The following is a 13,013-nucleotide window of genomic DNA, read 5'->3' on the forward strand; positions in this document are numbered from 1 at the left end:
CGGCTGAGACGGCCGAGAGCTGCCGAGAGCTGCCGAACACGACAAACGGGCCCCGGCATCGCGCCGGGGCCCGTTCCGCGCTCGGTCTCAGCCGGCGGCCAGCAGCCCCCGCCCGAGCCAGTCGGCGTTGTCCTTCACGCCCGGCAGGACGAAGAAGTACCCGCCACCGGTCGGCGAGATGTAGTCCACCAGCGGCTCGTCGATCAGCCGGGTCTGGGTGGCCTCGAACTGCCGCACCACGTCCTGCTGGTAGCAGCAGAACACCAGGCCCATGTCCAGGTTTCCCGCCTTGTCGACGCCCCGGTCGTAGTTGAAGCCGCGGCGCAGGATGCGCGAGGTGTCGGTGTCGGCGGTGCGCGGGTTGGCCAGCCGGATGTGGGCGTTGAGCGGGATCGCCGTGCCGTCCGGGTCCTTGCCGTAGTCCGGCGCGTCGTTCTCCTGGTGCCCGTCCAGCGGCGCGCCGGTGTCGCGGCGGCGGCCGAACATCTTCTCCTGCTCGCTGAGCTTGACCCGGTCCCAGAACTCGATCAGCATCCGGATGATCCGGATCACCTGGTAGCTGCCGCCGGTGGCCCAGGCGGGCTCGCCCGTGCCGTCGGTGACCCAGACCAGCTTGTCCATCTCCCGGGCGGACTTGGTGTCCGGGTTGACGATGCCGTCCTTGAAGCCGAGCAGGTTGCGCTGGGCGCCGTCCGGGCGGGACTGGTTCTGGAAGCCGTCGATCCGCCAGAGGATCTGCATCGCGCCCCGGGTGTGCCGGGTGATGTCGCGCAGCGCGTGCAGCACGGTGTCCTGCTGGTCGGCGCAGATCTGCAGGGAGAGGTCGCCGTGCAGTTCGGCGGGCTGCAGGTTGTCGTTGGGGAAGGTCTTCATCGGGGTCAGCTTGACGGGCCTGGCCTTGGCCAGCCCGTAGCGGTCGTCGAACAGCGAGGCGCCGACGCCGACGGTGACGGTGAGGTTGTCGGTGTGCACGGTGGGGCCGAGGATGCCGCTGTCCGACGGCGGGGCGCCGACGCCGAGGTCGGGCGGGGTGCCGCCGGCGGTGAGGAAGCGGATCCGGTCGGTGAGGGTCCGGAACAGGTCCTCCAGGCCCTTGCGGTCCTGGGCGATCACCTGGCAGGAGACGAAGGCCGCGTAGCCGGGGGCCTGGGTGGTGATGCCGGCCTGGTGGTCGCCGTGGAACGGGACGGCCCCGGTCTTCGGCTGGTGGCTGTCGCCGGCCGCGGCCGGCTCGGCGCCGAGGGTGAACGCCCCACCGGCCAGTACGGCGGCCCCGGCGCCCGCGCCGAGCGCGGCCCGGACGAAGCTGCGCCGGGCCGGGCCGGCCGGGCAGCCGCCCTGGTCGGCGACCGGCTGGGCGGCGGCCGCGGCGGCGTGCGGGAACGGGCAGGAGCCGGTGGCTGCGGTGTGGTCGGACATCAGGCGGCCTTCCGGATCTCGAGCAGGGCGGGGACGGGGGAGAGGTCTTCGAGCAGCTGGCCGGTGGCACCGTTCAGCCGACGGCGGCTGTCGGCGGGCAGCTTGTCGAGCGGGGTCCAGCCGTCGCCGGTGTGCGCGGCGGCGACGAGGTCCCCGACCCGCTTCATCCCGGCGTTGACCCGGACCAGCACCTGCGGGTCGCGCTCGTCGAGCAGCGGCTGCAGCAGGGTCAGCAGTTCCTGGGTGCCGGCCAGGTTGGCCTGGGTGGTGGCCAGGTTGGTGCCGCTGCCCATGTCGGTGTCGCCGGTCAGCTCGAACTGGAGGGTGTTCTCCAGGATCTCGTGGGCGCGCAGCGGGAGGTCGCCCGGGTCGAAGTCCTGGGTGGGGAAGTCGTGCACCAACTTGGCGACGTTCTGGGCGAGTTCGTCGGCGACGGGAGTCAGCTCGGCGGCGGACTGGCCGTGCCAGAGGCCGTACTCCATCCGCAGGAAGCCGGTGAAGCCCGGGTCCTGGGCCCGGTCGGCGTAGCCGTCGGCGCGGCCGTCGATCTTCTTGTCGAGGTCGGCGAAGGTGCCGTAGGCGGCGCCGAGCGAGGCGTACTGCAGGTGGGCGGTGAGCCAGTCGGCCTTGGCGGTGGCGAGGTCACCGGAGTGGATGTCGACCTGGATCTTCTGGGTCTGCGTCATCAGGGTCGCGAGGCCCTTGTTGACATACTCCTTGTAGCTGTCCAGCGGGGCCTTGAGGTCGTCCTCGGAGACCGGCTTGACGGCCCTGACCTCGGCGCCGCCGGTGAGGTGCACGGTGGCGGAGGTGACGGCGGTGCCGCCGGTGGGCACGCAGCGCCAGGCGTAGTCGCCGGAGCCGATGGTGGCGGTCAGCGCGCGGGTGGTACCGGGGGCCAGGCCCTCGATCTCGCCGTAGACCGCACCGCTGCCCGGGTTGACGAGGTAGACCTCGGACACCTTGTCACCGGTGTTGTGCATCTGGAACACCTGCTGGCCCGGCTGGGGGCTGCCGAAGCCCTTGCCGCACTCCTTCTCGGAGACCGCGACGGTGGCGGAGCTGTCCTGCTTGCCGCCGCTGACGGCGATCACGGCGCCGGCCACCACGACCGGGACGGCGATCGCCGCGGTCGGCAGCACCCAGCGCGGCCGCCCGCCGCGCACCGGCTCGGCCTTCTCCTCCGCCTTCTCCGCAGCCGAGGCCGTACCCGAAGCCGCACCCGAGGCCGGGGCCGCACCCGAGGCCGCACCCGAAGCCGCCGGAGCCGCCTTGCCGCCCCGCACCCCCTCGATGAACAGGGTCATCACGATGCTCAGGTAGGCGATGTACCCCACGACCTGGAGCACCGTCATGGTGACGGTCAGGTTGAGGGTGCCCTGGACGAGCGTGGCGTACCAGGAGGAGGCGTCCAGGTGCCCGCTCAGGTCGAAGGCGTACGTGCCGCCGCCGCCGACCAGTCCGGACTCCTGGAGGTCCCGCAGGCCGTAGCCGAGCACGCCCGCGGCGACCACGATCAGCCCGGCTCCGGTGATGGTGAAGAACTTGGTGAGGTTCATCTTCAGGGCCCGGCGGTACAGCCCCCAGCACAGGCCGACGGAGAGCAGCAGCCCGACGGCGGCGCCGATCAGCGGCCCGGTGGACTCGCCGGCGGTGCGCGCGTTGGTCCACAGGAAGAGCGAGGTCTCCAGGCCTTCACGGGCGACGGCGAGGAAGCTGGTGAGCACCAGCGCGCCCGCGCCCATCGCCAGCGAGGCCTGGACCTTCTCCTTGATGTCGGCGGAGAGGGTGCGCGCGGAGCGGCGCATCCAGAACACCATCACGGTGACGAAGCCGACGGCGATCAGGCTCAGCACTCCGCCGAACGCCTCCTGGGCGTGGCCGGAGAGGTTGGCGGCGGTGAAGGTGAGCACCGCGCCGAAACTGAGGCTGAGTGCGACGGCCGCCGCGACGCCCGTCCAGACCTGGGGCAGGCGCCCCTGCTGGCCGGCCCGCACCAGAGTGGCGACCAGGATCGACACGATCAGGCCGGCTTCCAGCCCTTCGCGCAGCCCGATCAGAAAGCTGGGAAACGCCTCATCCCACATGCAGCGGGCTCCTCCCCCGGGCCGCCCCGGGTTGTACCTGTCCTCGACCGCTCCGCCGGGGGTGACGGTGGAACGGCACGGCGAACGCCCCGGACCCGAGGGCCCAGGGCGTTTCGCTTAGCTTAGGCAAACCTTAGAGCGGCCGCAGTCAACTGCACCCCCGGTTCAGGTAAGGGTTCGGTATGGGAACACCCATGCGCAGGCCAACTCCGCACGCCACCGGCCCGGCGGGGAGATCTGCGTCACCCCCACCACTGCTCGGGCGCCGTCCCGGGCTCCGGCTCCGGAGGGGCCGTCACCGGTTCGGCGCAGCACACCAGCAGCTCCCCGTCCTCCGTCTCGGTGACCAGGAAGCCCCGTTCCCGCAGGACGAGCGCGGCCGCCCCGCTCACCGCGGCCCGCGCCGGTCCGGACGGCGGTCCGTCCGCCTCCGGGCCCGGGGACCAGCCGACCGCCACCCCGTCGGGGTGACGGTCGATCGACAGCGGTGAGGCGCCCGACGCGGTGTCGAACCCGGCGCGGGCCAGGGCCTCGGTGACGTCCTCGAAGAGTTCACGGTGATCCACCATTGGCGCAGCGTAGGCCCGGGCCCACGCGGCGCCCGGACGCGGCGCGCGCCGAAACGCTTCAGCTGCACCCGGGCGCAGCATCGCCCCGCCCACCCCGGCGGCGGCCAGCCGATCGGGCGTCAGGGCCCCCCGTCCGGCCCGACACGAGCGGCCGGACGGCCCGATGGACGTGCACAGTCGGCCCCCTGCCGACAGCATGACAGAGTAAGCGCTCCATCACCCTGAGCAACGGGTCCAGCGAACCCCCAGGTCCGTGCGCCGGTCCGCCCGGCGGGCCCGTATCGAGAGGTCCCATGATCACAACACTTCGCCGGCCGGCGTCCTCGCCGACGGGCCTCCACGCCGGCACGCCGAGAACGCCGGGGAGCCCGTCGTGAGAACCGACCAGCAGTCGCAGCCGGGACCGGTGACCAGCACCCGCGCCAAACCGGCCAACCCGGCCGAAGCCCTCGCCGACTGGGCCGACGGCCGGCTCGGCATCTACTCCCTCGCCAAGGCCAACCTGCGCAAGATCTTCCCGGACCACTGGTCCTTCATGCTGGGCGAGATCGCGCTCTACACCTTCGTCATCATCATCCTGACCGGCGTCTGGCTGACCCTCTTCTTCAACCCGAGCATGGGCGAGGTCGTCTACGACGGCTCGTACGTCCCGCTCAAGGGCATCCGGATGTCCGAGGCCTACGCCTCCACCATCAACATCAGCTTCGAGGTCCGCGGCGGCCTGCTGATGCGCCAGATCCACCACTGGGCGGCCGTGGTCTTCATCGCCTCGATGCTGACCCACATGCTGCGGGTGTTCTTCACCGGCGCCTTCCGCAAGCCCCGCGAGATCAACTGGATCTTCGGCGCGCTGCTGCTGTTCCTGGGCATGTTCGACGGCTTCATGGGCTACTCGCTGCCGGACGACCTGCTCTCCGGCACGGGCATCCGGTTCATGGAGGGCGCGGTCCTGGCCGTTCCGATCGTCGGCACGTACCTGCAGTTCTTCATCTACGGCGGCGAGTTCCCGGGCACCGACATCATCCCGAGGCTGTTCACCGTCCACATCCTGCTGATCCCGGGGATCATGGTGGGCCTGCTCGCGGCGCACCTGATCCTGGTCTTCTACCACAAGCACACCCAGTTCGCCGGGCCCGGCCGCACCAACGAGAACGTGGTCGGCATGCCGCTGATGCCGGTCTACATGGGCAAGGCCGGCGGCTTCTTCTTCCTGGTCTTCGGCGTGATCTCGTTCATGGCGGCGATCGCCACGATCAACCCGATCTGGGCGTACGGCCCGTACCGGCCCGACCAGGTGTCCACGGACGCCCAGCCGGACTGGTACATGGGCTTCTCCGAGGGCCTGATCCGCGTGATGCCGGGCTGGGAGATCAGCGTCTGGGGCGGCCACACCCTGAACCTCGGGGTGTTCATCCCGCTGATGATCTTCCCGACGGTGCTGCTGGCCATCTGGTGCTGGCCGTTCCTGGAGGCCTGGGTCACCGGGGACCGCGGCGAGCACCACATCGCCGACCGGCCGCGCAACCACCCGGTCCGCACCGGCTTCGGCGTGGCCTGGATGGGCCTCTACCTGATCCTGCTGGCCGGCGGCGGCAACGACCTGCTGGCGACCCACTTCCACCTGTCGATCAACGCGATCACCTACGCGGTGCGGGCAGGCTTCTTCGCCGTGCCGGTCGCCCTGTTCGTGATCACCAAGCGCTGGTGCCTGGGCCTGCAGCGCCGCGACAAGGAGAAGGTGCTGCACGGCCGGGAGACCGGCGTCATCAACCGGCTCCAGCACGGCGAGTTCGTCGAGGTGCACGCGCCGCTGCCGCAGGGCCGGCTGTACACCCTCACCTCGCACGAGCAGCCCGAGCCGGTCGAGCTGGCGCCCGAGGTGGACGAGAACGGCGTGGTCCGCAGGGCCGGGCTGTGGACCCGCACCCGGGCCAAGCTGTCCCGCGGCTTCTACGGCCAGGGCAGCCAGATCCCCAAGCCCACCGTCGAGGAGCACGAGGAGATCACCAGCGGCCACGGCCACCACTGATCACCCTCCTGGCACGACGAGGGCCCGCTGCGCCGGAACCGGCGGCGGGCCCTCGTCGTTCGTGCGGGCCGTCAGCCGCGCAGGGCCGCCGGGAGGACGGCGAACAGCGCCGCCGCCAGGGTGACGGCGAGGCAGAGCGCCGCCCAGCGGGTGCAGATCCGGCGGCACTCGGCGCGGTAGCGGGCGGCCAGCCGACGGCAGCGGTCGACAGCGCGGTCCACGACCTCCTCGGCGTAGCGCAGCCGGTCGGCGGCGTAGGCCTGTTCGAGGCCCTCCCGCTCCGCGTCCGGCAGCCAGGGGAACTGCGCGGCGAAGGCCCGGGCGTCCCGTTCGGCGGCCGCGACCTCCGCCTCCCAGGCCAGGAAGCCCTCGATGCGGGCGATCTCCACCCGGGAGTTCACCCGGCCGCCGCCGGCCGGCCCGCCCTGGCGCGGGCTCCGCGCCCGCGGCGGACGCTGTCTGCCACCCATGACCGCTCCTCAGTTCCTGTCGGGTCGTCCCGCCGGAATTCCTGCGGGAACGGGCTCCCGCGGGGCATCGCTCCGCGACCACGCAACTACTACCAGCGACGAACCGCAGGTGGCAGGCGGCTCGCCACGGCCCCGGATGCCCGGAAAAACTTGCGTGCCACGCACTATTGCGCATCACGCACCTTTTCGGGAGAGTGGAGCACATGACGAACGGGCAGCCGGGCCTGCGGGAACGGAAGAAGGCCGCGACGCGGGAGGCACTGAGCTGGGCGGCACTGAGCCTGGCCGTGGAGCGGGGGCTGGAGAACGTCCGGGTGGAGGACATCGCGGCCGCGGCCGGGGTGTCCCCGCGCACCTACAACAACTACTTCTCCAGCAAGGCCGAGGCGATCGTCTTCCGGCACCGCGACCGGGTCCTGCGGGCCGCCGAGGCCCTGCGGGCCCGCCCGGCGGAGGAACCGCTCTGGGAGGCGCTGACCCAGTCCCTGGTCGAGCCCTTCGAGGGCCCGGACCAGGCGCCCGACGCGCGCTGGGTCACCGCCGTACGGCTGCTGCTGCGCGAACCCTCGCTCCAGGCCGAGTTCTTCCGCGGCGGCGCCGAGACCCGGGCCGAACTCACCGCGGCGATCGCCGCCCGGACCGGCACCGACGCCGACCGGGACCTCTACCCGAAGCTGGTCGCCTCGGCCGTGCTCTCCGCGCTGCAGGCCTCCAACGAGCAGTACCTGAGCGCCGATCCCGCACTGCCGTTCAAGGCGGTGTTCGCCGAGGCGCTGCGGCAGCTGGCGGCCGGACTGCCCGATCCGTCGTCGTGACGAACCAACCGTCCCAGAGGGGAATCGAGATGACCAACGACGTCGTCATCGTCGGCGCCGGCCCGGTCGGGCTGTTCCTGGCCTGCGAACTGGCGCTGGCCGGAGTCCGGCCGGTGGTGCTGGACCGGCTGCCCGAGCGCTCCGGCGAACAGAAGGCCAACGGGCTGGTCGGCCAGGTGCTCCGGCTGCTCGACCACCGCGGCCTCCACCAGCCGCTCAGCGGCGCCCCGGGGGTGCCGCAGCCGGTGCCGCGCTTCGTGTTCGGCGCCTTCCCGCTGGACCTGCACCGGCTCGACACCAACCCGCTGCACGCCGTGCCCGTACCGCAGCACCGGATCGAGGAGGTGCTGGAGGAGCGGGCCCGCGAACTGGGCGTCACCGTGCGCCGCGACCACGAGGTCACCGGCCTCACCCGGGATCCCGCCGGGGTGACGCTCGACCTCCACGGCCCGGACGGCGCCGGGCGGTTGCGCACCCGCTACCTGGTCGGCGCGGACGGCGGCCGCAGCACCGTCCGCAAGCTCACCGGGATCGGCTTCCCCGGCGTCACCTCGCCCGACCCGGTCTCCCGGATCGCGCACGTGCTGCCGCCCGACGGGATCCGCGGCACCGACGACGGCGCGTTCCTGCTGCCCGGCTGCCCCACCCCGTTCCGCCCGTACACCCACACCCGCACCGACCACGGCGTGTTCGTGATCGCCCCCTTCTCCCCGGACGCCGTCATGGTCGCCACCCTGGAGTGGGGCGGCCCGCCGGTGGACGAGCGCGCCCCGCTCACCCTGGACGAGCTGCGCGCCAGCATCCACCGGGTCACCGGCGCCGACCTGGCGCTCGCCCCGGCCCGCACCTCCGGCCGGCACACCCCGCGGCGCACCGTCGGCCACAACACCCGGCTCGCCGAGCGCTACCGCGACGGCAGGGTGCTCCTGGTCGGCGACGCCGCCCACGTGCACGCCGCGACCGGCGGCCCCGGCCTCAACCTCGGCCTGCAGGACGCCGCCAACCTCGGCTGGAAGCTCGCCGCCGAGCTCCAGGGCTGGGCCCCGCCCGGCCTGCTGGACAGCTACCAGCGGGAGCGCCGCCCGGTCGGCGAGCGGGTGTTCATGCACTCCCAGGCGCAGACCGCCCTGATGGCCCCCGGCCCCGCGGTCACCGCCCTGCGCGCCCTGGTCGGCGAACTGCTGGCCCACGACGACAACCTCGCCCGGATCGCCGCCCTGATGGCCGGCAGCGACGTCCGCTACGACACCGGCTGCCCGCACCCGCTCGCCGGCGGCTTCGCCCCGGAGCTCTCCCTCGACGGCTCCCGGCTGGCCGAACTCGCCCGCAGCGGACGGCCATTGCTGCTCGACCTGACCGGCGGCGCACTCGGCCTCGCCGACCGGGCGGCGCCCTGGAAGGACCGGGTCGACGTGGTGACCGCCCACCCGGCGCAGGCCCCGGCCGGCGCGCTGCTGCTGCGCCCGGACGGGTACGTCGCCTGGGCCTGCGCCCCGGACGACGCCGACCCGCAGGGGCTGGACCGGGCGCTGCGCGACTGGTTCGGCGAGCCGCGCGGCTGATCCTGAGCGCGGGGAACACCCCCTGAGCCGGAACATCCGCACGCGATGACGGGGCGTCAACTAGGGTCGTCGCGGCCCGCTCCACCGGGGGGCGGGCACCCACGGGACGAACGGGGAACCATGCGCATCGGAATCATCGGCACCGGCACGGTCGGGCAGACCCTGGCGAGCAAGCTGGTCTCACTCGGCCACCAGGTGACCCTGGGCTCCCGCACCAAGGACAACGAGAAGGGGCGGGCCTGGGCCGAGCAGGCCGGCCCCGCCGGCGGCGCCGGGACCTTCGCCGAGGCGGCGGCCTTCGGCGAGGTGGTGCTGAACGCCACCGGCGGGACGGTCTCGCTGGCGGCGCTGCGCGCGGCCGGGGCCGAGCACCTCGCCGGGAAGCTGCTGATCGACGTCTCCAACCCGCTGGTGTTCGGCCCCGAGGGCGTCACCCTCGCGCCGGTGAACACCGACAGCGTGGGCGAGCAGATCCAGCGCGAGTTCCCCGGGGCCCGGGTGGTGAAGGCGCTCAACACGCTGAACTGCGAGCTGATGGTCGCGCCGGGGAAGCTGGCCGGTGAGCACAACCTGTTCATCGCCGGGAACGACGCCGGGGCCAAGGCCCAGACGGTCGCGCTGCTGGGCGAGTTCGGCTGGCCGGCCGAGTGGATCGTCGACCTCGGGGACATCACCGGCGCCCGGGCCACCGAGATGATGATGCCGTTCTGGCTCCGGATGATGGGCCACTTCGGCAACGCCGAGTTCAACTACTCCTTCCGGCGCCCCGCGTAGCGGGACCGGGCCCGCCCCTCCACCGGGAGGGGCGGGCCCTTCATGGGCCTCCCGGCCGTGGCCTCCCGACCGTGGGGGACAATGGACGGCATGTCCCGACGTCGTTCCGCGCCCCGCCCCGCCGCTCCCCGGCTGCTGCCGTCCTCCCCGTGCCCGTGCGGCCTGCCCGCCACCTACGGCGACTGCTGCGGCCGACTGCACCGCGGCCAGGCGAAGGCCACCACCGCCGAGTCGCTGATGCGCTCCCGGTTCAGCGCCTTCGCCGCCCAGGACGAGGCCTACCTGCTGCGCACCTGGCACCCGGACACCCGGCCCGCCGAGGTGGACTTCGACCCGGCGCTGCGCTGGACCGCGCTGGAGGTGGTCTCCACCAGCGAGGGCGGCGCCTTCCACGCCGAGGGCACGGTCGCCTTCCGGGCGCACTGGGCCGAGGGCGGCGAGCAGGGCGTGCTCAGCGAGCACAGCCGGTTCGTGCGGCACGAGGGCGCCTGGGTGTACCTGGACGCCCTCTCGCTCGGCTGAGGCTCCCGCCGACGGGCGCCGGCCGTGGCGGGCCCGACACACCCTGGCCCTACAGGTAGTCGTCCAGCCGGCCCAGCGAGAAGCCGGCCGCGGTGACGTCGTTGACCACCTTGCGCAGCAGGTCCGGCATGGTGGCCTTCCAGTCGGAGACGCCCCGGAAGTGGGTGAGGATGATGTCGCCCGGGTGGAGCTTGCGGTCGTCGTAGCGCCACTCCATGTGGTCCGGGAAGGCCTCCTCGTTCCACAGCGGCACCGCCTGGACGCCGCAGGAGGCGGCCGCGCGCAGGGTGTCGTCGTTGTACTCGCCGTACGGGGGCCGGAAGAGCCGGGGGCGGACGCCGATCTGCTGCTCCAGCTGGTCCTGCTGGTTGCAGATCTCCTGGCGCTGGGTCTCGTAGTCGAGGACCTTGAGGTTGCGGTGGTTGATGGTGTGGTTGTTGATCTCCACGCCCTGCTTGTGCAGGTCCCGGAAGTAGCCGTAGTTGTCGCGGACCAGGTAGTCGGAGAGGAAGGCGCTGACCGGGATGCCCAGTTCCTGGGCCATCCGGGAGAACTCCGGGTCCTTCTCGAAGCCGTCGTCGATGGTCAGGAAGACCACCTTGTCCTGGGTCGGCACCCGGAACACCACGGGCGGGCGGCCGTCCTTCAGCTTGACGCCCTGGACCGGGGTGAGCGCGGCCCTGGTCGCCGGGCGGGGCGGGGCCTTCAGCGGCGGGCGGTCCAGGCCCCAGCGCTGCGCGGTCTCCACGGCGGCGCGGGCCGCGTTCTCCTGGCGGGCCGCGGCCTCGCCGCTGGTCTCCTCCTCCTGGCGGGCCAGGCCGGGGAGCCGCACCGGGACGGCCTCGGGCGGGGCGGCGGCTCCGGCGGCGGGTGCTCCGGCGGCCGGGGCGGGCTTCGGCTGGGCGGCGGGGCCGGCGCAGCCGGTGACCACGGCGGTGAGGCAGACGGCGGCCAGCAGTCCGGTGCGTGCGCCGCTCCGCTGCTGACCTCGCCTCAGATCCCCATTAATGCGACAAACTGATGGTCCGTTCATAGCTGCTACTGCTCCCCCGCCGGGCGCCCCCGCCAACCTCCCGTCACTCGCCCGGGGCAACGGCACGCCGCCCGCCTTGCCGTTCCTTTGCCGAATCCGCGGCGGCCGGCCCGAAAACCCTTTGCGGCCGCGGCACCCGGAAACGGATCATGCGCGCATGACCGACCCCTGGACCGTGACCTCGGCCGATGTGAACACCCCCGAGGCCACCGAACTGCTGCGCGAGTACTACTACGACGTGGCCAACCGCTACTACCGCCTCCACCTGGGCCGCGAGGGCACCCCGGAGGAGCTGGAGTCCGGCCTCGCCGACACCCCCAGCGACGACCTGGCCGCCCCCACCGGCGTGTTCCTGCTCGGCCGCCACCACGGCGCGGCCCAGTCCTGCGCCGGGCTGCGCCGCCTCGACGCCACCACCGTCGAGCTCACCCGGGTCTTCGTCCGCCCCGGCATGCGCGGCACCGGCGGTGGCGCCCGGCTGCTCGCCGCCGTCGACGAGGCCGCCCGCTCACTGGGCGCCGAGCGGATCGTCCTGGACACCCGCCTCGACCTGGTCGAGGCCCGCGCCCTCTACCTGCGCAACGGCTACCGGGAGATCCCGGCGTACGGCGACACCGGGCCCTACGCCGAGGTCTGGTACGGCAAGGACCTCACCGAGGCCGCCCGGCTCGGGAGTTGACGGATCTCAGGCCAGGGCCGCCGCCAGTTCGGCGGCCGAGGGCGGGTTGGCGCCCGGCCGGGAGACGGTGAGGGCGGCGGCGGTCACCGCCCGGGTGAGGCAGTCGGCGAGGTCGGCGCCGGAGGTTCGGGCGTGCAGGAAGGCGGCCATGAAGGAGTCGCCGGCGCCGACGGTGTCCGCGACCACCACCGGGACGGCCGCCGCCCGCTCCCGGCGCCCCTCGGCGGTGAGCGCGAACGCGCCCTCCGCGCCCAGGGTGACGGCGACCACGGCCGGGCCGAGGGCCAGCCAGCGCTCGGCGACCGCCTCCGCGGGCTCGCCCGGGTAGAGCCAGTCGAGGTCCTCGTCGCTCGCCTTGACCAGGTCGCTCAGTGCCACCCAGCGCTCGACCCGGCGGACGGCCTCCGCCCGCTCGCCCATCAGCGCGGGGCGCACATTGGGGTCGTAGCTGACCGCGGCCCGGTCGCGCCAGCGCTCCACCAGGGCGAGCACCGCGGCGGCGCCCGGTTCGGTGACCGCGCCGATCGAGCCCAGGTGGATCGCGGCGGGGGCGGCGGGCAGTTCGGTCGGCGGCAGCGTCCAGCCGATGTCGAAGGTGTACTCGGCCCGCCCCTGCCCGTCCAGCCGCACCACCGCCGAGGGCGTCCGCGCCACCTCGGCGGCCCGGACCACCACACCCGCCGACTCCAGGTGCGTACGGATCAGCCGCCCGTTGGCGTCCGGCCCCAACTCGGTGAGCAGCACCGCCGGGTGGCCCAGCCGGGCCAGGCCGTACGCGAGGTTGGCCGGGCTGCCGCCGGGGTGGACCAGATCGGGGGCGCCGTCCGTACGGACGATGTCGGCGACGCACTCGCCGATCACCAGGAGGGGTGCGGCGGGGCTGGTCACTCGGCGGCTCCTGGCGTCCGGTGGGCGGGCGGTGTGCGGGGCGCCAGCCTACGGGGTGTGTCCGGAGCCGTCCGGGCACATGAGTACGGCCGCCGGACCTGGCCAGGTTCTCCGACGGCCGTGACCTCGTCCGTCAGGGGACGAAGCACTACGAACACTAGGCCCG

At 73.2% G+C, this 13,013-nt stretch carries 12 protein-coding genes; 6 read left to right on the forward strand and 6 right to left on the reverse strand.

Going from position 1 to position 13,013, the window contains the following annotated elements; all coding sequences use genetic code 11:
- Window positions 1-87 precede the first annotated feature (87 nt).
- From efeB to ACZ47G_RS23030, 3 genes are all read right to left on the reverse strand, one after another.
- Entirely contained in the window at window positions 88-1,419 is a 1,332-nt protein-coding gene (efeB, locus tag ACZ47G_RS23020; protein ID WP_465745440.1) for an iron uptake transporter deferrochelatase/peroxidase subunit, read from the reverse strand.
- Window positions 1,419-3,506 carry an iron uptake transporter permease EfeU gene (gene efeU / locus ACZ47G_RS23025; protein ID WP_465745442.1) on the reverse strand — a complete coding sequence of 696 codons (2,088 nt, stop codon included), beginning with the start codon at window positions 3,504-3,506 and terminating at the stop codon, window positions 1,419-1,421. Before efeU ends, efeB begins: the two co-directional genes overlap by 1 nt.
- Before the next feature lie 242 nt (window positions 3,507-3,748).
- Window positions 3,749-4,075 (reverse strand): hypothetical protein, encoded by a 327-nt coding sequence (locus ACZ47G_RS23030; protein ID WP_465745444.1) that lies wholly within the window; start codon window positions 4,073-4,075, stop codon window positions 3,749-3,751.
- Window positions 4,076-4,481: 406 nt separating this feature from the next.
- On the opposite strand from ACZ47G_RS23030, the gene qcrB reads away from it, so the two are divergent.
- The gene (gene qcrB, locus ACZ47G_RS23035; protein ID WP_465745604.1) at window positions 4,482-6,104 is read left to right on the forward strand and encodes a cytochrome bc1 complex cytochrome b subunit; all 1,623 of its coding nucleotides are present in this window, start codon (window positions 4,482-4,484) and stop codon (window positions 6,102-6,104) included.
- A gap of 71 nt (window positions 6,105-6,175) precedes the next feature.
- Here the strand turns inward: qcrB and ACZ47G_RS23040 are convergent, their stop codons facing one another.
- Window positions 6,176-6,574 carry a cytochrome C oxidase subunit I gene (locus tag ACZ47G_RS23040; RefSeq protein WP_465745446.1) on the reverse strand — a complete coding sequence of 133 codons (399 nt, stop codon included), beginning with the start codon at window positions 6,572-6,574 and terminating at the stop codon, window positions 6,176-6,178.
- Window positions 6,575-6,777: 203 nt separating this feature from the next.
- On the opposite strand from ACZ47G_RS23040, the gene ACZ47G_RS23045 reads away from it, so the two are divergent.
- The 4 genes from ACZ47G_RS23045 to ACZ47G_RS23060 all read left to right on the forward strand — a co-directional run bounded on the left by ACZ47G_RS23045 (window position 6,778) and on the right by ACZ47G_RS23060 (window position 10,247).
- On the forward strand, window positions 6,778-7,389 hold the full coding sequence (locus ACZ47G_RS23045) for an acyl-CoA-like ligand-binding transcription factor (protein ID WP_465745448.1): 612 nt from the start codon (window positions 6,778-6,780) through the stop codon (window positions 7,387-7,389).
- Between the two features lie 29 nt (window positions 7,390-7,418).
- Window positions 7,419-8,951: an FAD-dependent monooxygenase gene (locus ACZ47G_RS23050; RefSeq protein WP_465745450.1), complete on the forward strand. Its 1,533-nt coding sequence runs from the start codon at window positions 7,419-7,421 to the stop codon at window positions 8,949-8,951.
- Between the two features lie 120 nt (window positions 8,952-9,071).
- Complete coding sequence (locus tag ACZ47G_RS23055) at window positions 9,072-9,725, forward strand: NADPH-dependent F420 reductase (protein WP_465745452.1); 654 nt, start codon at window positions 9,072-9,074, stop codon at window positions 9,723-9,725.
- Between the two features lie 90 nt (window positions 9,726-9,815).
- Window positions 9,816-10,247 carry a YchJ family protein gene (locus ACZ47G_RS23060; RefSeq protein WP_465745454.1) on the forward strand — a complete coding sequence of 144 codons (432 nt, stop codon included), beginning with the start codon at window positions 9,816-9,818 and terminating at the stop codon, window positions 10,245-10,247.
- A 49-nt stretch (window positions 10,248-10,296) separates the two neighbouring features.
- On the opposite strand, the gene ACZ47G_RS23065 is transcribed toward ACZ47G_RS23060, so the two are convergent.
- A complete protein-coding gene (locus ACZ47G_RS23065) occupies window positions 10,297-11,280 on the reverse strand; it encodes a polysaccharide deacetylase family protein (protein WP_465745456.1) in 984 nt (327 codons plus the stop codon).
- Window positions 11,281-11,437: 157 nt separating this feature from the next.
- Here ACZ47G_RS23065 and ACZ47G_RS23070 point away from each other — a divergent pair, with 157 nt between their 5' ends.
- On the forward strand, window positions 11,438-11,959 hold the full coding sequence (locus tag ACZ47G_RS23070; RefSeq protein WP_465745458.1) for a GNAT family N-acetyltransferase: 522 nt from the start codon (window positions 11,438-11,440) through the stop codon (window positions 11,957-11,959).
- Between the two features lie 6 nt (window positions 11,960-11,965).
- On the opposite strand, the gene ACZ47G_RS23075 is transcribed toward ACZ47G_RS23070, so the two are convergent.
- On the reverse strand, window positions 11,966-12,847 hold the full coding sequence (locus tag ACZ47G_RS23075; RefSeq protein ID WP_465745460.1) for a carbohydrate kinase family protein: 882 nt from the start codon (window positions 12,845-12,847) through the stop codon (window positions 11,966-11,968).
- Window positions 12,848-13,013 lie beyond the last annotated feature (166 nt).

This window comes from Kitasatospora sp. NPDC030952 (assembly GCF_055571335.1).